This window comes from Saccharothrix sp. ALI-22-I (assembly GCF_001984175.1).
Taxonomy (GTDB): Bacteria; Actinomycetota; Actinomycetes; order Mycobacteriales; family Pseudonocardiaceae; genus Actinosynnema.
Genome location: NZ_MTQP01000067.1, coordinates 841,901 through 864,756, shown reverse-complemented (window position 1 = coordinate 864,756; position 22,856 = coordinate 841,901). Strand labels below are relative to the sequence as shown.

Genomic DNA, 22,856 nt, shown 5'->3' with positions numbered 1-22,856 from the left:
CACCCGTACTCTTACCTGTTGTGCTGGTGCTCGCCTTGGACACCGCGACCCCCGCCGTCACGGCCGGTGTCGTGGAACTGACGCCCGATTCGCCGCCGCGCCTGCTCGCCCAGCGGGTGACGGTGAACTCGAAGGCGCACGGTGAGCTGCTGACCCCGCACGCCCAGGAGGCGCTGGCCGAGGCCGGGCACACGCTCGCCGACCTCGACGCCATCGTCTGCGGTTCGGGTCCGGGGCCGTTCACCGGCCTGCGCGTCGGCCTGGTCACCGCCGCCGCCCTCGGCCAGGCCCTCAACCGGCCGGTCTACCCGGTGCCGACCCCGGACGCCATCGCGCTGGACGCCGCCACCGGCAAACCGCTGCTCGTGGCCACCGACGCGCGCCGCAAAGAGGTGTACTGGGCGGTCTACGACGCGGCCGGCCGGCGCACGGACGGCCCGCACGTGGACCGGCCCGCCGACCTGGTCGCCAAGCTGCCCGCCGTGGCGGATGCGGCCGGTGAGGGCGCCGAGATCTACGCCGACGTGCTGAACCTGCCGGTGGTGCAGGCGCGCTACCCGTCGCCGGTGTCCCTGGTCGCGGCCGCCGCCGACGAACTGCTCGCGGGCGCCCGCCCGGCCGCCCTCACCCCGCTCTACCTGCGCCGACCCGACGCGGTCGAGCCGGTCGGCCGGAAGCGGGTGACGAAGGCGTGAGCGCCGGCACCGTCACGATCGCTCCGCTGCGCCACGAGGACGTGCCGCGGTGCGCGGAGATCGAGCACGAGCTGTTCCCCGGTGACGACCCGTGGAGCGAGGACGCGTTCCGCAGCGAACTCGCCAACGGCAACTTCTACGTCGGCGCCTACGACGGCGGCGTCCTCATCGGGTACGCGGGCCTCGGCCTGACGGACTTCGAGTCCAGCGTGCACACGATCGCCGTGACCAAGGGCTACCAGGGCAGCGGTGTGGGCAAGACCCTGCTGCGGACCCTGCTGGCGAAGGCCGACGAGGCCGAGCTGCCGGTGTTCCTGGAGGTCCGCACGGACAACGTGCCCGCGATCAACCTCTACCTGGCGCACGGCTTCGAGCACCTGGGCCTGCGCCGCCGTTACTACCAGCCGTCGGGCGCCGACGCGTACACGATGGGAAGGCCCGCGAACCGTGACTGACCGGCTCATCCTCGGTATCGAGAGCTCGTGCGACGAGACCGGTGTCGGCATCGTCCGGCTCGGCCCGGACGGGTCGATGGAACTGCTCGCCGACGAGGTCGCGTCCAGCGTCGAGGAGCACGCCCGGTTCGGCGGCGTGGTCCCCGAGGTCGCGTCGCGCGCCCACCTGGAGGCGATGGTCCCGACCATGCGCCGCGCGGTGGAGCAGGCCGGGATCACGCTGCGGGACGTGCACTCCATCGCGGTCACCGCCGGTCCGGGGCTCGCGGGCGCGCTGCTGGTCGGCGTGTCGGCGGCCAAGGCGTACGCGGCGGCGTTGGACAAGCCGCTCTACGGCGTCAACCACCTCGCCGGTCACGTCGCCGCGGACACCCTCCAGCACGGCCCGCTGCCGAAGCGGTGCCTGGCGCTGCTGGTGTCCGGCGGTCACTCCCAGTTGCTGCTGGTGGAGGGCCTGGCCGAGCGGATCACCGAGATCGGGTCCACTGTGGACGACGCGGCGGGCGAGGCGTACGACAAGGTCGCCCGGCTGCTCGACCTGCCCTACCCGGGCGGGCCGCCCATCGACAAGCTCGCCAAGCAGGGCAACGGCTGCGCGATCGCGTTCCCGCGCGGTCTGACCGGGCCGCGCGACTCCAAGTACGACTTCTCGTTCTCCGGCCTGAAGACCTCGGTGGCCCGGTGGGTGGAGAAGCAGGAACGTGCCGGCGAGGAGATCCCGCTGGCCGACGTCGCCGCGTCGTTCCAGGAGGCCGTGGCCGACGTGCTGACCGCCAAGGCGATCCGCGCCTGCAAGGACCTGGCCATCGACACCCTGGTCATCTCCGGCGGCGTGGCAGCCAACTCACGCCTCTCCGGCCTGGCCGCCGAACGCTGCGCCGAAGCAGGCATCGAACTCCGCGTCCCCCGCCCCCGCCTCTGCACCGACAACGGCGCCATGATCGCCGCCCTAGGCGCCCACCTAGTAGCCGCGAACGCCAAACCCTCCTCCCTGGACCTCTCCACCACCCCCGGCCTCCCCGTAGGCACCATCCAGATCCTCTAACCCCCCCGAGAGTCGAACTTCCAGGTCGCGAGAGTCGAACCCTCAGACCGCGAGAGTCGAACCGTCGGGACCCCTGTGTTCAACACTCAGGACACCGTCACCCGACCTGAGCGTTGAACTCGGCCTACCTGAGCGTTCGACTCTCGCGACGCGAACGTACGACTCTCGCGCGTGTCCAACGTTGGGAACGCGCGTGTCCAACGTTGGGAACGGGTGAGTTGAACGTTCGGGACAGGCCGGTGTGGTTAGGCCTGTACGTCTAGGCCTTCGGTGTGACCGGCGTTGAACGCTGCCGCGAAGCTGTCGGCGCCCAGCGCGTCACGGGCGGCGGCGGTGATTCGGTCCACGTCGCCGCGTTCCCCAGGCGGCAGCGGCACGCCCACGGACGCACGTGCCGCGGTCGCCGCGCCCAGCAGTCGGGCCGCCTCGGCCGCGTCACCGGCCAACGCCTTCGCGCCCGCCATCCCCTCCAACCCCAACGCGACCGCCCGCGGATCACCCACCTGTCGGGCCAGCGCCAACCCCTCCGACTGCAACTCCAACGCCCGCTCCACGTCACCGCGCAACTCGGCCACGAACCCCAACTCGGCCAGCACCAGCGTCGCGCCCGCCTCGAACCCGACCCGACCGTGCCACGCCCACACCCGGTTCCAGTGCGCCTCGGCCGCGTCCAGCCGCCCTTCCCGCCGCGCGCCGAGCGCCAACCCGGTCTCCGCGTACACCTCACCGGGCGAGAAACCGTGCTCGGCCGCCGCACGACGAGCCTGTTCGTGCAGCTCACGCGCCTTCGCGTAGTCACCGTTCGACAGCGCTACCCGCCCCAGCCAGGACAGCTTGTACGACACCTCCGGCCACGACCGCAGCTCCTCGGCCACCCGCAGACCCTCCCGGTGCACGGCCTCCGCCCGCACGTTGTCACCGGACAACTGCGCGAGCACGCCGAGCCCGAACGACGCCTTCAGCTGCCCCCAGCGTTCACCCAATGAGGCGAACAATGCGGCACTCAGTTCGGCCGACGCCTGAGCCTCGTCGACCCGGCCGCGCGCCAATGCCTGGCTCACCCGATCGCTGTGCGCGGCGGCCACGCCGCACTCGTCGCCCAGCTCCTCGAACGCCTCCAGCGCCTGCTCGGTCAGCTTCTCGCCGGTCGGCATATCGCCGACCGTGGACACCACATAACCCAGGAACCACCGAGCCCGCGCCTGCTGTAGACGATCGGCGATATCCGACGTACCGGACACAGCGGCCGGATCGACCGGCTCACCCAGCAGCACGTCGAACCCGGTCCGCCACGCGGCCGTCACCGGATCGGTGGCGGTCATCAGCCGCCGCCCTTCCCGCAGCCGTCCGCGCAGGAACCAGTACCAGGTCAACGCCATGACCAGCCGGGCCGCGCCGGCCGGGTCCAACACGTCGTGCGCGGCCCGGAGGTTCGCGGTGTCGGCGTCCAGCCGCCGCAGCCACTCCAACTGCCGCGCGGCACGCAACTCCGGATCGGCCCGTTCCGCCAACCCCAGGTAGAACGCCGCGTGCCGCCGCCGCACGTCCTCGAACTCCCCGGCCTCGCGCAGCCGTTCCCGACCGTAGTCGGCGACCGACTCCAACAACCGGAACCGCGGCTCGCCGGTGTGCTCCGGCGCGACCACCAACGAGCGGTTGACCAGGCTGGTCAGCACGTCCAGCACATCCTCGGCCGCCACACCACCACCCGCACACACCGCCTCGGCAGCATCCAACGCGCACCCGTCCACGTGCGCGGACAGCCGTCGCAGCACGATCCGCTCCGCGTCACCGAGCAGATCCCAACTCCAGTCGATCATCGCGCGCAGCGTGCGCTGGCGAGCCGGTGCGTCCCGGTGCCCGGTGGCCAGCAACCGGAACCGGTCGTCCAGCCGATCCAGCAAAGCGGTCACGCCCAGGCCCCGAACGCGCGTAGCGGCCAGTTCCAACGCCAACGGCAAGCCGTCGAGCCGTCGGCAGATCGCTTCGACCACCGACGCGTTCTCCGACGTCAGCGTGAAACCGGGCGCGGCGGCGGCAGCGCGCGCTGCGAACAACGTGACGGCGCCGTCCACGTCCAGCGGCGGCACGGCCCACACCGTCTCGAACGCCAGCCCGAGCGGTTCCTGGCTCGTGGCGAGCACGCGCAGAGCCGGCGCGGCGCGCAACAGCCGGGACACCATTGCGGCGACGGGTTCGACCAGCCGTTCGCAGTTGTCCAGCACGAGCAGCACCTCACGGGGACGCAACGCCTCCACGACCCGGCCGGCCAGGTCGCCGGACTCGTCGCGGGTGAAGCCGCCCGGCGCGTCACGCACGGCGAGCACGTCGGCCACCGCGTTCACCACCTGCTCGGCCCGCCCGACACCCGCCAACTCGACCAACCACACCCCGTGCGCGACCGACACCCGCCGCGCGACCTCCACGGCCAGGCTCGTCTTGCCGACCCCGCCGGGTCCGGTGAGCGTCACCAGCCGGGAGCGTCCGAGCAGGTGGCGCAGGTCGTCGAGCGCGTCGTCCCGACCGACCAGGTCGGTCACCGACGCGGGCAGGTTGGTGTCCGGTCGGGAGACGGGGCCGAGTGCCGGGTCGTGGTTGAGGATCGCCCGGTGCAGGGCGACGAGTTCCGGGCCGGGCTCCAGCCCTTGCTCATCGAGCAGCGTGCGCAGTTCGCGATAACCGGCTAACGCCTCGACCTGCCGTCCAGCCCGGTAGAGGGCCCGCATGTGCAGTCCGCGCAAACGTTCGCGCATCGGGTGACGTGCGACTTCGTCGGCCAGGTCGACGGCTTCGACGGGGCCGGCCTCGGCGAACTCCTCCAGCGCGGCCAGCCGTTCCTCGGTCCAGCGGGCGGCCACCGGTGCGACGAACGGCGCGTCGGCGAACTCGTTCAGCGGCTCACCCCGCCACAACGCCAACGCCTCGGCGAACCGCCCGGCGGCCACCAGTTCCCGGAACCGCAGGACATCCAAAGAGGACGAGTCCACCCGGACCGCATACCCGGCGGGGCCGTGCGCGACCAGCTCACGCCCACCCGGCTCGGCCGCCTCCAACGCACGCCGCAGCTGCGAGACCTTGGTCTGAAGCGTGTTCACCGGGTTGCCGGGCGGCTCATCACCCCAAAGGTCGAACGCCAACCGATCCGCCGACACCGGCCGCCCTTCGTGCGCCAGCAGATCCGCCAACAACAGCCGAACCTTCACCTCCGGCACCCGAACCACCTGACCGCCCGCCGTCCACACCCCGAGCGGCCCCAACACCCCGAATCTCACGCCCGGACCGTAACCGCCACCGCCGACCAGCCCCCACCCCTGCCCGCCGCGCCCCGATCCCAACCCGCAGCGAACCCCCAGCGAACCGTGCGCGGCTCCAGCCACGGTGGCAGTGACAGCAAGAAGTCGACTGAAGGAGTTCAGAACGCATGACCGACAAGACCCCGTTGACCCTGATCGGCCTCGGACCGATGGGCCAGGCCATGGTCACCCGGTTCCTCGACGCCGGGCACCCGACCACGGTCTGGAACCGCACCGCGAGCCGCGCCGACGGTGTCGTCGCCCAAGGCGCCACCCGCGCCGCCACCGCGGCCGACGCCGTCGCCGCGAACCGGCTGGTCATCCTCAGCCTCACCGACTACGCCGCGATGTACGACATCCTCGACGGCGCCGACCTGGCCGGCCGCGTGATCGTCAACCTCAGCTCCGACACCCCGGACAAGACCCTCAAGGCCGCGGCCTGGCTGGCCGAACGGGGCGCCGAACTGCTGGTCGGCGGCGTGATGGTGCCCGCGGACCTGGTCGGCACCGAGAGCGCGTACGTGTTCTACAGCGGTCCGCGCGAGGTCTTCGACCGGCACGTCGACACCCTCGCCCTGATCGGCCGACCCGACTACCTCGGCGAGGACCACACCCTGGCCCAGCTGCACTACCAGGCCCAACTCTCGATCTTCCTCAGCTCGCTGGCCGGCCTCCTGCACGGCTTCGCGCTCGTCGGCTCGGCGGGCGTGTCGGCGAAGCGGTTCGCGCCGTACGCGGCGGACATCTCCGCCTCGCTGGCGATGTACATGGACCACACCGTGCAGGCCATCGACAACGACGAGCACCCTGGCGACGGCGCCAACGTCCTGATGATGGGTGCCTCGGCGTCGCACATCACGGGCACGAGCGAGGCGGCCGGTATCGACTCCGCGTTGCCGGCGGCGGTCCAGTCGCTCTACGACCGCGCCATCGCGGCGGGTCACGGCAAGGACAGCTGGACCGCCCTGATCAACGTCATGCGCGGCTGATCACACCGGGTTCAAGCCGGGGTTGCGGTCCTCGACCACGAACGACTTCAACGTCGTGGCCTCAGCCCCGGCCGTCCGCACGTACGGCAGCGTGCGGAAATCCGCCCGCATCTCCCGCGCGGTGAACCGGGTCCGCACGTACCCGCGCCGCCGGCTGTGCAGCTTGATGTGCGGGTTGTTCCGCAGCTGCACCTGGTCGACCGTGTCGTTGCCGTCCCCACCGGACGTCACCGACGAGCACACCAGCTCGGTCCCGACCGTCCGCGACGCCGGGTCGTTCCAGTCCAGCTTCACGTCCGCCGCGTAGTGCGCGTGCACGTCACCGGTCAGCACGACCGCGTTGCGCACCCCCGCGTCCACCCAACCGCGTGTCACTCGATCGCGTGACGCCAAGTAGCCGTCCCACGAGTCCATGGACGTCTCCTTCTCCGGCCCGTCCTTGCGGTCGCGCTCGGCGAAGAACACCTGCTGCCCCAGCACGTCCCACCGCGACCGCGACCGCCGGAACCCGTCGAGCAGCCACTCCTCCTGCGCCGCGCCGGTGATCGAACGACCCGGCAGGCCGGCGTCCGCGCAGGTCTTCCACCCGTCGCCGCACGCCTGGTCGTCCCGGTACTGCCGGGTGTCGAGCATGTGGAAGTTCACCAGCCCGCCCCACCCGAGCCGGCGGTAGAGCTGCATGTCGACACCGTTGGGCCGAGCCCCGCGCCGCAACGGCATGTTCTCGTAGTAGGCCTGGAACGCCGCCGCCCGCCGCGCCGGGAAAGCCGGATCGGGCTGCTCCGGCACGTCGTCCGCCCAGTTGTTCTCGATCTCGTGGTCGTCCCACACCACCAGCCACGGCGCGACGGCGTGCGCGAGTTGCAGGTCGGCATCCGTCTTGTACTGCGCGTGCCGCAGCCGGTAGTCGGCCAACGTCCGCGTCTCCGGCCCGAGCACCGTCCGCACGTCCGCCGCCTTGGCCGCGTACTCGTACTGGTAGTCGCCCAGGTGGAGGACCACGTCCGGGTGATCCTCGGCCAGCCGCCGGTACGCGGTGAAGTAGCCCTCGCCGAAGTGCGCGCACGACGCGAAGCACATGGTCAGGTCCTGCCCGAGCACCCACGGCTCGGGCGTGGTCCGGGTGCGGCCGACGGGGGAGAGGTGGCCGTCCACCTGGAACCGGTAGTAGTACTCGCGGCCGGGCCGCAGGCCGAACGGCTCCACGTGCACGCTGTGCCCGGACTCCGGCCGGGCCGGCTGCACGCCCCGCCGCACCACCCGCTGGAAGCGCTCGTCCTCGGCCAACTCCCAGTGCACCGGGACGACCCGGTCGGGCATACCGCCCAAGCCGTCCTCGTCGAGCGGTCGGGGTGCGAGGCGCGTCCACAGCACGACGCCGTCGGGACGGGGGTCGCCGGAAGCGACACCCAACGTGAAGGGATCTTCGAGCTTGGGGAAGCCCGCCCCCGCGGTCGCGAGGGCCACACCGCCGATGAGCAGGGAACGTCGGGTCACCGTGGTCATGCGCTCACCGTGATCGACCTGGGTGGCGAACGGGTGAACACCGGTATTACGGGAGGCATCCACCACTCCGCAGCTACGTGCGGTTCGAGATCACCGTCGCCCACCTCCGCCCCGCCGCGACCGACGCCGGCGTCATGCAGGGCGCGCCGGGCATCGCCCGCAGCATCAAGGGCTTCACGTTCGACGACCCGAACCACTTCACCTCCACCACGTACGACGAGGTGTGGCTGTTCGGCGTCGAGACCGACTTCCACGGCGGCGGCTACCCGAACCGCGCCGGCAACCCCCGCCCGGTTCCCGGCCGGCCGCCTCGGCGACGCCGAGCTCAACGCCCTGACCGCGCACGCCAACCGCGGCGGCGGCATCTTCGCCACCGGCGACCACGGCTCCCTCGGCATCGCCCTGTGCGGCTCGGTCGACCGGGTCCGCAACATGCGCCACTGGACCGACTTCGGCGCGAACGAGGTCGGCATGAGCAGTGCCCGCCGCAACGACTCCAACCGGATCGGCCACGACGCCGGCTCGCAGTTCAGCGACCAGAGCGACGACGTGCCGCAGCTGCTCGACCTCAAGCTCTACAGCACCTACGCCAACATCCTCAAAGAAGCCCGCTACCCGCACCCGGTGATGTGCGGCCGGCTGGGCCGGATCGACGTCTTCCCCGACCACCCGCACGAGGGGGAGACGCGGGTCCCGTCCAGCCTGGCCGGCGTCTGCCGGGACGGCTCACCCGAGTACCCGAACGCCACCGACGGCACCGGCCAGCTCTCGCCCGAGATCGTCGCCTGGGGCCGTGTGCCTGCGGCGTGGCTGGACCCGTGGGGCCCGCCGGCGGGCAAGCCGGACAACCCGCCGATCCCGTGGCTGGACCTCGAACCGCTGGCCGACATCGCCATCGGCGGCGCGCTGGTCGCGCTGCGCGGGTCGTTCCCGTACCCGGAGGAGAAGATCGAGTTCGACGAGAAGGCCCGCGAGGTGGCGACGAGGGGCGCGTCGGAGGCGTTGCGGCGAGGTTTCGCCCAGTTCAACGCCGACCTGAAGGGTGTCGCCGAACTAAGTGCCCGGAAGGAGTGACGGGGGCTCGTTGAAGCGTTGGCACTCGCATGGGTAGAGTGCTAGATGCACGGCACCAGCAACCGCCCCGACCCCCGCGACGGCGGGGTGGCAGGAGCCGTAAACGCAACCTGCCAACGCTTTCGACGACCGTGGAGGTCAGCCCGGTGAGCGTGAACATCAAGCCGCTCGAGGACAAGATCGTCGTCCAGGCCAGTGAGGCCGAGACCACGACCGCTTCCGGCCTCGTGATCCCGGACACCGCGAAGGAGAAGCCCCAGGAGGGCAAGGTCCTCGCGGTCGGCCCCGGCCGGATCGACGACAAGGGCAACCGCGTCCCCCTGGACGTGGCTGTCGGCGATGTCGTCATCTACTCCAAGTACGGCGGCACCGAGGTCAAGTACAACGGCGAGGAGTACCTCATCCTCTCCGCCCGCGACGTGCTGGCCGTCATCAACTGACGCTCGGCTGACACGCAAGGCGCCCCGGCGAACCCCATCACCGGGGCTTCCCGGGGCGTTTCGCATCAAGAGAGGCTAAGTATGCCCAAGCAGATCAGCTTCGACGAGGACGCTCGTCGGGCTCTTGAGCGCGGTGTGAACAAGCTCGCGGACACGGTCAAGGTGACCCTCGGTCCGCGCGGCCGGCACGTCGTGCTCGACAAGAAGTTCGGCGGCCCCACCGTCACCAACGACGGTGTGACCATCGCCCGTGAGATCGAGCTGGAAGACGCGTTCGAGAACCTCGGCGCCCAGCTCGCCAAGAGCGTCGCCACCAAGACCAACGACGTGGCCGGTGACGGCACGACGACCGCGACCGTCCTGGCCCAGGCCATGGTCAAGGTCGGTCTGCGCAACGTCGCCGCGGGTGCGAACCCGATGTCGCTCGGCATCGGCATCCAGGCCGCCGCCGAGGCCGTCGTGGACGCCCTCAAGGCCAAGGCCACCCCGGTCAAGGGGCGCGACAACATCGCCCAGGTCGGCACCGTCTCGTCCCGTGACGAGTCCATCGGCGCCCTGCTCGGCGAAGCCATCGAGAAGGTCGGCGAGGACGGTGTGATCACCGTCGAGGAGTCCTCCTCGATGGCCACCGAGCTGCAGATCACCGAGGGCGTGCAGTTCGACAAGGGCTACGTGTCGGCGCACTTCGCGACCGACCTGGAGGCCCAGGAGACGGTGTTCGAGGACGCCCGCATCCTGCTGCACCGGGAGAAGATCTCGGCCCTGGCCGACCTGCTGCCGATCCTGGAGAAGGTGGCCGAGAGCGGCAAGCCGCTGGTCATCATCGCCGAGGACGTCGAGGGCGAGGCGCTGTCCACCCTGGTGGTCAACGCCCTGCGCAAGACGCTGCGCGTGGTCGCGGTCAAGGCGCCGTACTTCGGCGACCGCCGCAAGGCGTTCCTGGACGACCTCGCGGTCGTCACCGGCGCCCAGGTCATCGCGGCCGAGGTCGGCCTCAAGCTGTCCGAGGCCAACCTCGACGTGCTGGGTTCCGCCCGTCGGGTCGTCGTGTCGAAGGACAACACGACCATCGTCGACGGCGGCGGCACCAAGGCCGACGTGGCCGGTCGCGCGGAGCAGCTGCGCCGCGAGATCGAGTCCACCGACTCCGACTGGGACCGCGAGAAGCTGCAGGAGCGGCTGGCCAAGCTGTCCGGCGGCATCGCGGTGATCAAGGTCGGCGCGGCCACCGAGACCGAGCTGAAGGAGCGCAAGCACCGCATCGAGGACGCGGTGAACGCGACGAAGGCAGCGGTCGAGGAGGGCATCGTCCCCGGCGGCGGCTCGGCCCTGGTGCACGCGGCCAAGGTGCTCGACGGCGGCCTCGGCCTGTCCGGTGACGAGGCGACCGGTGTCGCGATCGTCCGCGAGGCCCTGGGCTCGGCGCTGTTCTGGATCGCGGCGAACGCGGGCCTCGAAGGCGCGGTCGTGGTGAACAAGGTGCGCGAGCAGGAGTGGGGCTTCGGCCTCAACGCCGCCACCCTGGTCTACGGCGACCTGCTGGAAGCCGGGATCATCGACCCGGTGAAGGTGACCCGTTCCGCGGTCACCAACGCCGCTTCCATCGCCCGCATGGTGCTCACCACGGAGAGCGCCATCGTGGAGAAGAAGGAAGAGGAGCCCGCCGGCTCCGGCGCGGGCGGTCACGGCCACGGTCACGGCCACTGACCCGGCTGGTCGTACTCAGTAGCGAACGGGAGGGGCGGCACCCACGGGGTGTCGCCCCTCCCGCACGTTCGGCGTCAAGCAGGCGTCAACTGCCGCTTGCGCGCCTTGATGATGCTGTCCCGCTCGGATTCCGAGAGGCCGCCCCAGATCCCGTAGGGCTCCTGCACCGCCAAGGCGTGCCGCCGACACATCTCCAACACCGGGCACGACAGGCACACGGCCTTCGCCCGTGCCTCCCGCCGTGCCCGCGCCGGTCCGCGCTCCCCGTCCGGGTGGAAGAAGAACGCGCTGTCCATCCCGCGGCACGAGCCGCGCATCTGCCAGTCCCACAGATCCGCGTTGGGACCGGGAAGCCTTCGGGTGTCCGCCATCGAGACCGCCTCCTTGGCCCATGGACGAGAACTGCTCCATTCGGCTTAACGATGATCCACCGTAGAACCGCGCCAAAACTTGTTCAAGGGGGTCTGGGGGCATTTGGCGACAATTCATTCGATGGGTGATCGGTTAGCGCTCACAACTGGAGTTGCCGGTGACGCGAAGTGAACGGACGATGTCAGCGTGATGACGCCCCCCGACCACACCGGGACCGTGCCGGAAGGCGAACGGGAAACCGTTGCGGCAGAGGACGATCCCGCGCATTCGGTGACCCTCTCGGTGGCCGCCGTGGCCCGCAGGTTGGGCGTCGCGCCGGCCACTCTGCGCACCTGGGACCGCCGGTACGGCCTCGGACCCAGTGATCACACAACCGGGCGACACCGCAAGTACGCGCCACTCGACGTGGCGCGACTGGAGTTGATGCAGCGGGCCCTGCTGCGCGGGGCGTCATCCGCCGAAGCCGCCAAGTACGCCCTGGCGAGCCCCATCCCCCCGCTGCGGACCGCCGCGCACGCCGTGTTGACCGGCGGTGAGGTCGACGGCGGCGTTCCGACCGGTGGGCGTGGCCTGAAGTTGCAGGCGGCGAACCGCCGGGCACGGGGAGTGGGCCGGGCGGCGCTGGCGATGGACTCGGCGGCCGTGCAGATGCTGCTGGCGGACGCGCTGGAGGCGGACGGCGTGGTCACCACGTGGGACGAGGTGGTCCGCCCGGTGATGGCCGCGATCGCGGCGAGGTGGGAGCACTCGGGTGTGGGGGTGGAGGTGTCGCACCTGGTAGAGGAGTGCGTCCTGGCCACTCTGGTGCGCGCGACCCCGATCGTGACCAGCCCGCGCAACCACCGCCCCGTGCTGCTGACGTGCATGCCGGACGAGCGCCACGACCTGCCGCTGTACCCGTTGGCGGCGGTGTTGGCGCAGCGCGGTGTGGGTGCCAGGCAGTTGGGCGCGGCACTGCCGGCCGACGCCCTGGCCGCCGCCGTCCGCCGAACGGCTCCCGCCGCGGTGGTCCTGTGGGCACAGCTGCCGCGCTACGCCGATCCGGGTGTCGTGACGGCGCTGCCGAGGACCCGCCAGCAGGTCCGCGTCTTCGCCGGCGGCCCAGGCTGGGAACGCGGCGTCGTGCCACAGCCGGCGGAGCGGATCAACGACCTGGCATCAGCAGCGGACGCCATCGAACGCGCCGTCTGCTGACCCCGCTCCCCACCACCCGGCTCACTCCCGCGCGTTACCCCGCTACCCCGCCCGCTCTCCACCGCCTGGCTCACTCCCGCCGGCTAGCCCGCAACCCCGCCCGCTCTCCGGCGCCGGCCGCTCGCCCGCTCCAGCGCTTCGCTGACCCTGTCGGCCCCAGCGGTCCCGCTCGGCTGCGCTGCTCGCTCCGCAGGGGCCCCCGCCAGGGGGACCCCTGCTTTGACTTTGCCACGCGGGTCCGACAATCCGCGGCGGTTCGGGCGCTGCCTGTGGACAACTCGCGTCAGTGGCACCTGGGCCTGCCTCGCGAATCCGCAGCGGCTCCCGTCACGGCATTACTGGTGCCGGAGTGGCCGGGGTGGCGGTCGTTATTAGTGGGGTGCGTGGGGTTGAAGTGAGGACTGCTCGGTTCTGGCTGGGGGGTTCCGGGAGGGGCGGTGGCGGAGGAGGGTGGGGCGTGGCGAATTGAGATGGGGGCGGGGGCAGTGGAGCTGCGGCGGGCGGCGTTCGGGGATCGGCCTGAGGTTGAGGTCTGGGGTGCGCTGCGGGGTGGGGTTGAGGAGCGGTGGTTGGCGGCCGTGGTGCTGGGTGGGCAGGGGCATTACGCGGCGGCGGCTTCGGTGCTCGGTGAGTTGATCGTGGGCGGTGGGCTGTTCGGGTCGTTGGCAGCTTCGACGCTGGCGTCCCACCGTCGGCAACTGGGTGGCCACGCGGCGGCACGGGTGCTGGACGGGCGGGCGTTGGCCATGGCGCCCGCTGGAGGAGGCGGCGATGAGGACGATGTCGACGCGGCGGGGGCGAGAGCGGACGCTCTCCTCGGGCTGGCGGCGGACGCGATCGGGGCGGGACGGCTTACCGAGGCGCGGCGACTGCACGCGAGGGTCGAGCCGCACGGTTGGCGCAGTCGGGTTCGGCACCAGTGGCTGGCCGCCGAGATCGCCTTGGCCGGCGGTCACGCCGAGCACGCGGTTCCTCCGGCCGAGGTCGCTGCTGCCACCGCCCGTGAAGCCAACGGAACGCGACACATCCTCAAGTCCGACCTCGTTCTGGGGGTCGCGTTGGTGGTGTGGGGGACACCCGAAAGCGTCGGACGAGGGCTCAACTTGCTTCAGTGTGACCTAAATCACACTGACCGTCGAAGGCTTTTCTCGTTGATCTGGCCGACGGCGCTTGTCCTGGCGAACGCGCAGGCGGACCGCACTATTGCGGACAGCTCAAACGTGAAGGAAAGCGCCAAAAACGCTCTGAGCTGCGTGTTGCGCAGAGCCGACCCCCTCGGTCGCCGTCTGGCGGCCCACTCCCCGTGGGTGCCGACCGCGCTGCTCCGTTCCGGGGAACCCCCGAACGCAGACGCCCAGATGAACTTCTTGACGGATTAAGCACCGGATCGTGTCAAGGTTCGGGCCCTAGCGTCCGATAGGGGATGTGGAACGTCACTCGGCTGCAGGAAGGAGTCCCCGTGACCACGGTCCTTATTTGTGACGACCGGCGCAGTGTGCGGGAGGGTCTCACCCGCGTGATGTCGGCTGTCCCAGGGGTTAGCCGCATCGACTGCGTAGCGCACGGTGACGAGTTGTTGGCTCGGTTCTCTCGGCAGCCGGTCGACGTCGTACTGGTTGGTACCCAGCGCGCCGTCCCGACCGGGGTCGAAGCGACCCGGCGACTCGTCTCGGCCAACCCGCAGGCAAACGTCATCGTCTTCGGCGCACCGGACGACGCGGGCAGCATCGCCGCCGCGATCGCCGGCGGAGCCCGCGGCTACCTCCGCTGGGACGCCTCGCGTCCCGAGCTGGTGGCCGCCCTGGCGCACACCCTCGCGAGCACCAGTGTGCCCGCGCCGCGCCAGCCGTCGGACCCGGGCGTACAGCTCACCGAGCGAGAGCTCCAGGTGCTGCGCGGGATGAGTCAGGGCAAGAGCAACGGGCAGATCGGGCGCGAGCTCTACCTGTCAGAGGACACGGTGAAGACACATGCCCGGCGCTTGTTCCGCAAGCTCGGCGTCCGCGACCGGGCGCAGGCCGTCGCGCACGGCTTCCGGCGTGGCCTCGTCTCCTAGGACCCTCTAGGACGAGGGCGCGTGGGACCAGCCCGTAAGGCCCGTAGGACGGGTCACACCGGCATTCCTTCCTCCGGCCCGGCCCGGCGCGGTGACATCACCGTCGCCGGGCCGGTCGTGCGTCTGAGCCGTGCGTTCCAGGCCTTGTGACCTGGACGTGGGCCCACGGTGGCCCAAGACGTGGGCCTGGGACGTGTCGGCCGGTCGGGTGAGGTCTAAAGACCCCTTCAGGGCCCCGTTGCCCAACATCCGGTCGTGCGACCGGTACGGTAAGCATCACCGGTACGGGCGACGTCGAGCGTCCCGTGCTGTTCTTTGTCGGTACGCCTACGCGTAACACCAGGGCAGTTGTCTGCGATGACCAACTTGGGGGACGGACTGGACGCCGAAGTGGGCGCAGCCGTCGATGGCGACCGCCACGCGATCGAGCGGCTCCTGGCATCCATCCGACCCCTCGTGGTGCGGTACTGCCGCGCCCGAGTCGGAAGGCAGGAGAGGTCGTTCGCTTCGGCGGACGACGTGGCCCAGGAGGTGTGTCTCGCGGTGCTGACGGCCCTGCCCAGCTATCGCGACCAAGGTCGGCCGTTCTTGGCGTTCGTTTACGGGATCGCCGCGCACAAGGTGGCCGACGCGCATCGCTCCGCAGCCCGGAACCGGTCCGAACCGGTCCCGGAGGTCCCTGACGCGCCTGAAACGGAGGCCGGTCCGGAGCAGCGCGCCATGCAGGGCGAGTTGTCGGAGCGGATGGCGGTGCTCCTGAAGGTCCTTCCGGAGAAGCAGCGGGAAATCCTGTTGCTTCGAGTGGTCGTCGGTCTGTCGGCCGAAGAGACCGCCGACGCGGTCGGCTCCACGCCGGGCGCGGTTCGGGTGGCGCAACACCGCGCCCTGGCCCGCCTTCGCAAAACGTTGGCAGCGGAGGAGGTGGTCTGAGTGGCTGACCAGCACGAGAAGGGCAACGGAGAAGTCGTGCGCGGACGTGATGAGAGACCGCCGCAGTCTGATGACACCCTGGCCGAGGACAGCTCGGTCCAGCCGGGGGACGACCTCGCGGGCATCCGAGCTGATGACGTGCTGCTCGACGCGTTGGGCGAGCGTGACGGCGAACTGCCGGGCTCGCTCGTCGACGACGAGCTGAACGCGCTGCTGCTGGCTTGGCGGCGTGAGGTCGACGACCCACCCATGGGTGAGCTCGTCGACACCGAGACGGCGGTGGCCACGATCGCCGCGGCCCGCCCCCAACCGCCGGGCAGGCACCGATTCCTCATCCCCCTCGCGAGCGCCGCCGCCGTGCTGGCGATCGCGTTCACCGGGATGAGCCTGGTCGCCCGCGACGCCCAGCCCGGCGACACGCTCTGGGGCCTGACCAGGGTCCTCTACTCCGAGCACGCGCGATCCGTCGAAGCCGCCGTCGCGGTCAACCTCGACCTCGACACCGCGCGCGCGGCACTGCGCGACGGTCGGTACAGCGAGGCGCGCGACGCGCTGCTCAAGGCGGGCGAGAGCCTGCCGTCGGTCTCACCGGACGACGGCAAGGACGACCTGACCCTGGAGCACTCGTCGCTGTTGCAGCAGCTGACCAGCACCACGCCGACGCCGACCGGCACGCCGTCCACGGATGCCCCGTCCACGACGCCGACGGTGCCGACCACGACGACCAACGCGTCGTCGCCCTCGGAGACCACGACCGCGGAGCCCACGACGACCGCGCCGACGACGACCACCGAGACGGTCCCGACCACGACGGACGGCACGGCGCAGCCGCCACCGACGACGACGGCGGGCGAGTCACCGGCGATCGGCAACACCAGGGGCGAGACCACTCCCGGCGCCACCGAGCCCAACCAGGTCGAGCCCAACCGGACCGAACCCGCCAACTAAGACGCGGAACACGCCTGTGACCAAGCCCGCCCCGCACGAGGGGCGGGCTTGGTCACATCGTCAGCGGGCGCTCTCGGTCGCGGTGACGCCGTCGGCGTAGCCCCGGCAGTACTCCCAGCTGACGTAGGCTGTCGGATCGGGGTCGTACGCGGGCTCGTGCGGGCGCATCCGGCCGTCGGCCAGCAGCTGCTCCAGGCTCGACCGCAGCAGCGCCCAGTCGTGGTAGTGCGGTTCCTGGCACTCGCCGCAGTCCACCACGATCCCCCTGACACCACGGGGTTCCAGCAGTGCCTGGTACACGGCGAGGTCGCTGAGGTCGCCGATCAGCTCGGCCCGCTCGGTATCGTCCATCGGCGGGTGGTCGTGGTCGGGCTCGGGCTCGCCGAGGACCCGGGCGGGGTCTTCCGGGTCGCCCGCGAACGGGTCTGGTGGCAACGCGTCGTGCGGCACGACCCCGCACGGTACCGGGCGGACCCCCGACCACGTCCAGATACCATGGGCTGAACCCATCGCCGCTGCGGGAAACCCGATCCGCGACGGCGGGATCACCGCACGACGGAAGGCAAGCCAGCCGCCATGACCAGCGAACTCAACGCTGATGGAGTCCCGCCCAAGTTCGCCATGCTGGGACTGACCTTCGACGACGTACTGCTGCTGCCCGCCGAGTCGGAGATCGTCCCGAGCGGCGCGGACACCAGCACCAAGATCTCCCGCAACATCACCCTGCGGGTTCCGCTGGCGTCGGCCGCGATGGACACCGTGACCGAGGGCCGGATGGCCATCTCGATGGCGCGCCAGGGCGGTATCGGTGTGCTGCACCGCAACCTGTCGATCGAGGAGCAGGCCCGCCAGGTCGAGACGGTGAAGCGGTCCGAGGCGGGCATGGTGAGCGACCCCGTCACGTGCACCCCGGACGACACGATCCGCCACGTCGACGAGCTGTGCGCGCGCTACCGGATCTCCGGTGTGCCGGTGACCGACGCCGCGGGCAAGCTCGTCGGCATCATCACCAACCGCGACATGCGCTTCGAGGTCGACCACTCGCGCAAGGTCAGCGAGGTGATGACCAAGGGACCGCTGGTCACCGCCCAGGTCGGCGTGTCGGCCGAGGCCGCGTTGGGTCTGCTGCGCCGGCACAAGATCGAGAAGCTGCCGATCGTGGACGGCGAGGGCAAGCTGCGCGGCCTGATCACGGTCAAGGACTTCGTCAAGACCGAGCAGTACCCGAACGCCTCGAAGGACCCGGACGGCAGGCTGCTGTGCGCCGCCGCGATCGGCGTCGGAGAGGACAGCTTCGCGCGCGCGATGGCGTTGGCCGACGCGGGCGTGGACGTGATCATGGTCGACACCGCGCACGGCCACCAGCGCAACGTGCTGGAGATGGTGGCGCGGGTGAAGAAGGAACTGGGCGACGAGGTGGACGTGGTCGGCGGCAACGTCGCCACCCGCGGGGGCGCCCAGGCGCTGGTGGACGCGGGCGCGGACGGGGTGAAGGTCGGCGTCGGCCCCGGCTCCATCTGCACCACGCGCGTCGTCGCGGGCGTCGGCGTGCCGCAGATCACCGCGATCTACGAGGCGAGCCTGGCGTGCGCCCCGGCGGGTGTGCCGGTGATCGGTGACGGCGGCATCCAGTACTCGGGCGACATCGCCAAGGCCATCGCGGCCGGCGCGAGCGCGGTGATGCTGGGCAGCCTCCTCGCGGGCACCGCCGAGGCGCCGGGCGAGTTGGTGCTGGTCAACGGCAAGCAGTTCAAGACCTACCGGGGCATGGGCTCGCTGGCGGCCCTCCAGGGTCGTGGCGAGGCCAAGTCGTACTCGAAGGACCGCTACTTCCAGGACGACGTGCTGTCCGAGGACAAGCTGGTGCCGGAGGGCATCGAGGGCCGCACGCCGTTCCGCGGTCCGCTGTCCACCGTGGTGCACCAGCTGTCGGGCGGTCTGCGGGCCGCGATGGGGTACACCGGCTCGAAGACGATCGCGGACCTCCAGCAGAAGCAGCTGGTGCGGATCACGGCGGCCGGTCTGAAGGAAAGCCACCCGCACGACATCACGATGACCGTGGAAGCCCCGAACTACACGACCCGGTGAACCTGTGAGCTAGTGTTCCCGGGTTCCGCTCGTTCCACGGAAGGACGACTAAGGTGCGCGATCTGGTCGAGATCGGCATGGGCCGGACCGCGAGGCGGGCCTACGAACTGGACGACCTGGAGATCATCCCGTCGCGGAGGACCCGGTCCTCCAAGGACGTCTCCACGGCGTGGCAGATCGATGCCTACCGGTTCGAGATCCCGCTGATCACCCACCCCACGGACGCGATCGTGTCGCCGGGCACGGCGGTCGCGATCGGCGAGCTGGGCGGCTTGGGCGTGCTCAACGCGGAGGGCCTGTGGGCCCGGCACGGTGACGTGGAAGAGGCGCTGTTCCGGCTGGTGCAGGCGGTGGAGGACACCGACGACCCGGGCGCGCCGGTGCGGGTGCTCCAGGAGCTGCACTCGGCCCCGGTGCGGATGGACCTGATCGCCGAGGCCGTCAAGCAGGTGCGCGAGTCGGGCGTGACGGTGGCGGTGCGGGTCAGCCCGCAGCGCGCGGCCGAGCTGACCCCTGACCTGCTGGCGGCGGGCGTCGAGATCCTGGTCGTGCAGGGCACGATCATCTCGGCCGAGCACGTCTCGCGCGACGGCGAGCCGCTGAACCTGAAGTCGTTCATCGCCGACCTCGACATCCCGGTGATCGCGGGTGGCGTGGGCGACTACCGGACCGCGATGCACCTGATGCGCACGGGCGCGGCGGGCGTGATCGTCGGCTACGGCTACACGCCGGGCGTGACCACGACGGACTCGGTGCTCGGCATCGGTGTCCCGATGGCCACCGCGATCGCCGACGCCGCCGCGGCGCGTCGGGACTACCTGGACGAGACCGGTGGCCGGTACGTGCACGTGATCGCCGACGGCGGCGTGCTGACCAGCGGTGACATCGCCAAGTCGATCGCCTGCGGCGCGGACGCGGTGATGCTGGGCGAGCCGCTGGCGGCGGCCTCCGAGGCGCCGGGCCAGGGCCTGTACTGGACCGCCGCGTCGGCGCACCCGTCGGTGCCGCGCAGCCACGTGTCCACCGGTGTGGACCAGGTGGTGGACCTGCGCAGCCTGCTGTTCGGCCCGTCGGTGGACCCGCGCGGCGTGACGAACCTGTTCGGCTCGCTGAAGCGCGCGATGGCCAAGACGGGCTACTCGGACCTCAAGGAGTTCCAGAAGGTCGGCCTGACGATCCGCGGCTGAGTTGGATTGCCGCTGCTCCGCAGACGGCGGGCTCGGTTGACTGGGCAGCGAGGTCGACTTCCAGGCGACCGAGCCCGCGACGCCGGAGGCGGCGCAATCCAACACTGAACCGATTGGGAGTAGCTGTTACTTGAGGTAACGCCTAACCTCGCAACCATGGCTGAACTCGCCGGTAACAAAACCGATTACGACGTCGTGGTCGTGGGTTCGGGTTTCGGTGGCAGCGTCGCCGCGCTCCGACTCACCGAGAAGGGCTACCGGGTGGCCGTCATCGAGGCCGGCCGCCGGTTCGCCGACGACGAGTTCGCCAAGACGTCCTGGGACCTGCGCCGCTACCTGTGGGCGCCCGCGCTGGGCTGCTACGGCATCCAGCGCATCCACGCCCTGCGCAGCGTGATGATCCTGGCCGGTTCCGGGGTCGGCGGCGGGTCGCTGGTGTACGCCAACACCCTGTACCGGCCGCTCAAGCCGTTCTATTCGGACCGGCAGTGGGCGCACATCACCGACTGGGAAGCCGAGCTGGCGCCGTTCTACGACCAGGCGAGTCGGATGCTGGGCGTGGTGCAGAACCCGAGCACGACGCCGTCGGACGTGGTGATGCGGCAGGTCGCCGAGGAGATGGGCGTCGCCGACAGCTTCCACCCGACGCCGGTCGGTGTGTTCTTCGGCGAGCCCGGCAAGCCCGCCGAGGACCCGTACTTCGGTGGTGCGGGGCCGAGCCGGACCGGCTGCACGGAGTGCGGCGCGTGCATGTCCGGTTGCCGGGTCGGCGCGAAGAACACGCTGGTCAAGAACTACCTCTACCTGGCCGAGCGGAACGGCGCGCAGGTGCTGCCGCTGACCACCGTGACCGACCTGCGGCAGGCGCCGGACGGCACGTGGGCGGTCGGCACGCGGCGGACCGGCGGCAAGCTCCGCAAGAGCCGCCGCACGATCACCGCGGGCCAGGTCGTGCTGGCCGCGGGCACGTGGGGCACCCAGCAGTTGCTGCACCGGATGAAGGCCGACGGCGTGCTGCCGCGGCTCTCGCCCAAGCTCGGCGAGCTGACCAGGACGAACTCCGAGTCGATCATCGGCGCCGGTCGGTTCACGGTGGACGAGGAGCGCAACTTCAGCCAGGGCGTGGCGATCACGTCGTCCATCCACCCGGACGAGCAGACCCACATCGAGCCGGTCCGCTACGGCAAGGGCAGCAACGTCATGGGGCTGTTGCAGACGCTGGCCACCGACGGCGCGAAGTCGACGCCGCGCATCCTCCAGTTCCTGTCCCAGGGGGTGCGGCACCCGGTCCGGTTGGCGCGGCTGCTGTCGGTGCACCGGTGGAGCGAGCGGACGGTGATCCTGCTGGTGATGCAGAGCCTGGACAACTCCATCACCACGTTCACCCGCAAGGGCCTGTTCGGGCGCAAGCTCAGCTCGAAGCAGGGGCACGGTCAACCGAACCCGACGTTCATCCCGGCCGGGCACCGGGCGAACGTGCTGGCGGCCAAGCACATCGACGGCATGGCGGGCGGCACCTGGGGCGAGCTGTTCAACATCCCCCTGACCGCGCACTTCATCGGCGGCTGCCCGATCGGCGCGGACCCGGACAGCGGCGTGATCGACCCGTACCACCGGGTCTACAGCTACCCGGGCCTGTCCGTGGTGGACGGCGCGGCGATCTCGGCGAACCTGGGCGTGAACCCTTCGCTCACCATCACCGCGCAGGCCGAGCGGGCGTTCTCGGTGTGGCCGAACAAGGGGGAGCCGGACCAGCGCCCGGACCAGGCGTCCGGGTATCGGCGGATCGCTCCGGTGATGCCGAAGAACCCCGCCGTCCCGGCCGCCGCGCCCGGCGCTCTCAGGCTGCCGATCGTGGAGGTCAAGCCGTCCTGACCGCGCGGTGCCAATGGCCCTATGGTGGGTTGTGTGGCAACGAAGCCGTTCGCGTCCAGCGCCGACCTCGCGCCCAAGGACGAGAAGTTCGTCGAGTTGGCCGACGGTGTCTACACCCTGACCGCCGACGGCGACCCGAACGTCGGCGCGATCGAGGGCGAGGACTTCCTGGTCTGCGTCGAGGCCCGCGCCACGCCGAAGGCCGCCCGGCGCTGGCTCGACCTGCTCCGCCGGCACACCGACAAACCCGTCCGCTACCTGGTCCTGAGCCACTACCACGCGGTCCGGACGCTGGGTGCGAGCGCGTTCGACGCCGCCGAGATCATCGCCCACGAGAACACCAAGACCCTGATCGCCGAACGCGGGCGGGCGGACTGGCTCAGCGAGTACGGCCGGATGCCCCGGCTGTTCGAGGAGCCCGAGGGCATTCCCGGCCTGACCTGGCCGACCCTGACGTTCTCCGACCGGCTCACCATCCCGCTCGGTGGTGACCGGGGTGACGTCGAGCTGCGGTTCTGCGGGCGTGGCCACACGGCGGGCGACATCGTGGCGTGGCTGCCGCACCAGCGCATCCTGTTCGCGGGTGACCTGGTCGAATCGCAGGCCGCGCTCTACACCGGCGACGCGTTCCACAACGAGTGGGCGACGTCGACCCTCGACCGCGTCGCCGCGTTAGGTGCCGAACAGCTCGTCGGCGGTCGCGGCGCACCGGCCCGTGACCGGACCGAGGTGGACGCGGCCATCGCCCAGTCCCGGCACTTCCTCAACGAACTCCGCCGCACGGTCGGGACGGTGCACCTCAGCGGCGGCACGGTGAAGGACGCGTTCGAGGCCGCCCACGCCGCCCTCGCACCGCGCTACGGCCGTTGGCCGATCTTCGAGCACTGCCTGCCGTTCGACGTGCAGCGGTACTGGGACGAGTGCGACGGCGTGGACTGGCCCCGGATCTGGACCGCCGAACGGGACCGCGAGGTGTGGGGGGCGTTGCAATGATCCGGGGCG

General features: G+C 70.9%; 20 protein-coding genes. 16 read left to right on the top strand and 4 right to left on the bottom strand.

Annotated elements, in window-relative coordinates; translation table 11 throughout:
• Positions 1-20 precede the first annotated feature (20 nt).
• Genes tsaB through tsaD form a run of 3 tightly spaced genes read left to right on the top strand, consistent with a single transcriptional unit; the run spans position 21 to position 2,195 of the window.
• Positions 21-695, top strand: coding sequence for a tRNA (adenosine(37)-N6)-threonylcarbamoyltransferase complex dimerization subunit type 1 TsaB (gene tsaB, locus ALI22I_RS36480; protein WP_077010061.1), 675 nt, complete (start codon positions 21-23; stop codon positions 693-695).
• Entirely contained in the window at positions 692-1,150 is a 459-nt protein-coding gene (gene rimI, locus ALI22I_RS36475; protein ID WP_077010060.1) for a ribosomal protein S18-alanine N-acetyltransferase, read from the top strand. Before tsaB ends, rimI begins: the two co-directional genes overlap by 4 nt.
• The gene (tsaD, locus tag ALI22I_RS36470) at positions 1,143-2,195 is read left to right on the top strand and encodes a tRNA (adenosine(37)-N6)-threonylcarbamoyltransferase complex transferase subunit TsaD (RefSeq protein WP_077010059.1); all 1,053 of its coding nucleotides are present in this window, start codon (positions 1,143-1,145) and stop codon (positions 2,193-2,195) included. Before rimI ends, tsaD begins: the two co-directional genes overlap by 8 nt.
• A 245-nt stretch (positions 2,196-2,440) precedes the next feature.
• Here tsaD and ALI22I_RS36465 read toward each other — a convergent pair whose 3' ends face one another.
• Entirely contained in the window at positions 2,441-5,467 is a 3,027-nt protein-coding gene (locus ALI22I_RS36465; RefSeq protein WP_077010058.1) for a BTAD domain-containing putative transcriptional regulator, read from the bottom strand.
• Positions 5,468-5,616: 149 nt separating this feature from the next.
• On the opposite strand from ALI22I_RS36465, the gene ALI22I_RS36460 reads away from it, so the two are divergent.
• On the top strand, positions 5,617-6,477 hold the full coding sequence (locus ALI22I_RS36460) for an NAD(P)-dependent oxidoreductase (protein WP_077010057.1): 861 nt from the start codon (positions 5,617-5,619) through the stop codon (positions 6,475-6,477).
• On the opposite strand, the gene ALI22I_RS36455 is transcribed toward ALI22I_RS36460, so the two are convergent.
• On the bottom strand, positions 6,478-7,983 hold the full coding sequence (locus tag ALI22I_RS36455; RefSeq protein WP_077010056.1) for an alkaline phosphatase D family protein: 1,506 nt from the start codon (positions 7,981-7,983) through the stop codon (positions 6,478-6,480). It abuts the gene before it with no gap.
• A 432-nt stretch (positions 7,984-8,415) separates the two neighbouring features.
• Here ALI22I_RS36455 and ALI22I_RS36450 point away from each other — a divergent pair, with 432 nt between their 5' ends.
• The 3 genes from ALI22I_RS36450 (at position 8,416) to groL (ending at position 11,204) form a co-directional block, all read left to right on the top strand.
• A complete protein-coding gene (locus ALI22I_RS36450) occupies positions 8,416-9,057 on the top strand; it encodes a hypothetical protein (protein ID WP_077010055.1) in 642 nt (213 codons plus the stop codon).
• A 146-nt stretch (positions 9,058-9,203) separates the two neighbouring features.
• The gene (gene groES, locus ALI22I_RS36445) at positions 9,204-9,497 is read left to right on the top strand and encodes a co-chaperone GroES (RefSeq protein ID WP_077010188.1); all 294 of its coding nucleotides are present in this window, start codon (positions 9,204-9,206) and stop codon (positions 9,495-9,497) included.
• 81 nt (positions 9,498-9,578) lie between these two features.
• Positions 9,579-11,204: a chaperonin GroEL gene (gene groL / locus ALI22I_RS36440; RefSeq protein ID WP_077010054.1), complete on the top strand. Its 1,626-nt coding sequence runs from the start codon at positions 9,579-9,581 to the stop codon at positions 11,202-11,204.
• Between the two features lie 74 nt (positions 11,205-11,278).
• Here the strand turns inward: groL and ALI22I_RS36435 are convergent, their stop codons facing one another.
• Positions 11,279-11,575, bottom strand: coding sequence for a WhiB family transcriptional regulator (locus ALI22I_RS36435; RefSeq protein ID WP_033428626.1), 297 nt, complete (start codon positions 11,573-11,575; stop codon positions 11,279-11,281).
• 190 nt (positions 11,576-11,765) lie between these two features.
• Between ALI22I_RS36435 and ALI22I_RS36430 the strand changes: the two genes are divergently transcribed.
• The 5 genes from ALI22I_RS36430 to ALI22I_RS36410 all read left to right on the top strand — a co-directional run bounded on the left by ALI22I_RS36430 (position 11,766) and on the right by ALI22I_RS36410 (position 16,704).
• Positions 11,766-12,770, top strand: coding sequence for a MerR family transcriptional regulator (locus ALI22I_RS36430; RefSeq protein WP_083752287.1), 1,005 nt, complete (start codon positions 11,766-11,768; stop codon positions 12,768-12,770).
• Between the two features lie 437 nt (positions 12,771-13,207).
• Positions 13,208-14,149 carry a hypothetical protein gene (locus ALI22I_RS36425; RefSeq protein WP_179118474.1) on the top strand — a complete coding sequence of 314 codons (942 nt, stop codon included), beginning with the start codon at positions 13,208-13,210 and terminating at the stop codon, positions 14,147-14,149.
• A gap of 80 nt (positions 14,150-14,229) precedes the next feature.
• The gene (locus tag ALI22I_RS36420; RefSeq protein WP_015805222.1) at positions 14,230-14,826 is read left to right on the top strand and encodes a response regulator transcription factor; all 597 of its coding nucleotides are present in this window, start codon (positions 14,230-14,232) and stop codon (positions 14,824-14,826) included.
• A gap of 357 nt (positions 14,827-15,183) precedes the next feature.
• Entirely contained in the window at positions 15,184-15,756 is a 573-nt protein-coding gene (locus tag ALI22I_RS36415) for a sigma-70 family RNA polymerase sigma factor (RefSeq protein WP_033436769.1), read from the top strand.
• Positions 15,757-16,704, top strand: a complete 948-nt coding sequence (locus ALI22I_RS36410) for an anti-sigma-D factor RsdA (protein WP_077010052.1) — start codon at positions 15,757-15,759, stop codon at positions 16,702-16,704.
• A gap of 60 nt (positions 16,705-16,764) precedes the next feature.
• Here ALI22I_RS36410 and ALI22I_RS36405 read toward each other — a convergent pair whose 3' ends face one another.
• The gene (locus tag ALI22I_RS36405) at positions 16,765-17,214 is read right to left on the bottom strand and encodes a DUF5319 domain-containing protein (RefSeq protein ID WP_077010051.1); all 450 of its coding nucleotides are present in this window, start codon (positions 17,212-17,214) and stop codon (positions 16,765-16,767) included.
• Positions 17,215-17,280: 66 nt separating this feature from the next.
• On the opposite strand from ALI22I_RS36405, the gene guaB reads away from it, so the two are divergent.
• The 4 genes from guaB (at position 17,281) to ALI22I_RS36385 (ending at position 22,847) form a co-directional block, all read left to right on the top strand.
• Positions 17,281-18,792, top strand: a complete 1,512-nt coding sequence (gene guaB / locus ALI22I_RS36400) for an IMP dehydrogenase (RefSeq protein ID WP_077010050.1) — start codon at positions 17,281-17,283, stop codon at positions 18,790-18,792.
• A gap of 53 nt (positions 18,793-18,845) precedes the next feature.
• Positions 18,846-19,979 (top strand): GuaB3 family IMP dehydrogenase-related protein, encoded by a 1,134-nt coding sequence (locus tag ALI22I_RS36395; RefSeq protein ID WP_077010049.1) that lies wholly within the window; start codon positions 18,846-18,848, stop codon positions 19,977-19,979.
• A 156-nt stretch (positions 19,980-20,135) separates the two neighbouring features.
• Positions 20,136-21,854 (top strand): FAD-dependent oxidoreductase, encoded by a 1,719-nt coding sequence (locus ALI22I_RS36390; protein WP_077010048.1) that lies wholly within the window; start codon positions 20,136-20,138, stop codon positions 21,852-21,854.
• Positions 21,855-21,887: 33 nt separating this feature from the next.
• Positions 21,888-22,847 carry an MBL fold metallo-hydrolase gene (locus ALI22I_RS36385; protein ID WP_077010047.1) on the top strand — a complete coding sequence of 320 codons (960 nt, stop codon included), beginning with the start codon at positions 21,888-21,890 and terminating at the stop codon, positions 22,845-22,847.
• The last annotated feature ends 9 nt before the right edge of the window (positions 22,848-22,856 follow it).

Bases quoted from the DNA above. Each gene is read 5' to 3' on its own strand.
- ALI22I_RS36460 (WP_077010057.1), top strand. From the start codon at position 5,617: ATGACCGACAAGACCCCGTTGACCCTGATCGGCCTCGGACCGATGGGC.
- ALI22I_RS36455 (WP_077010056.1), bottom strand. From the start codon at position 7,983: ATGACCACGGTGACCCGACGTTCCCTGCTCATCGGCGGTGTGGCCCTC.
- ALI22I_RS36450 (WP_077010055.1), top strand. From the start codon at position 8,416: ATGCGCCACTGGACCGACTTCGGCGCGAACGAGGTCGGCATGAGCAGT.
- groL (WP_077010054.1), top strand. From the start codon at position 9,579: ATGCCCAAGCAGATCAGCTTCGACGAGGACGCTCGTCGGGCTCTTGAG.
- ALI22I_RS36435 (WP_033428626.1), bottom strand. From the start codon at position 11,575: ATGGCGGACACCCGAAGGCTTCCCGGTCCCAACGCGGATCTGTGGGAC.
- ALI22I_RS36430 (WP_083752287.1), top strand. From the start codon at position 11,766: ATGACGCCCCCCGACCACACCGGGACCGTGCCGGAAGGCGAACGGGAA.
- ALI22I_RS36415 (WP_033436769.1), top strand. From the start codon at position 15,184: ATGACCAACTTGGGGGACGGACTGGACGCCGAAGTGGGCGCAGCCGTC.
- ALI22I_RS36405 (WP_077010051.1), bottom strand. From the start codon at position 17,214: ATGGGTTCAGCCCATGGTATCTGGACGTGGTCGGGGGTCCGCCCGGTA.
- guaB (WP_077010050.1), top strand. From the start codon at position 17,281: ATGACCAGCGAACTCAACGCTGATGGAGTCCCGCCCAAGTTCGCCATG.
- ALI22I_RS36390 (WP_077010048.1), top strand. From the start codon at position 20,136: ATGGCTGAACTCGCCGGTAACAAAACCGATTACGACGTCGTGGTCGTG.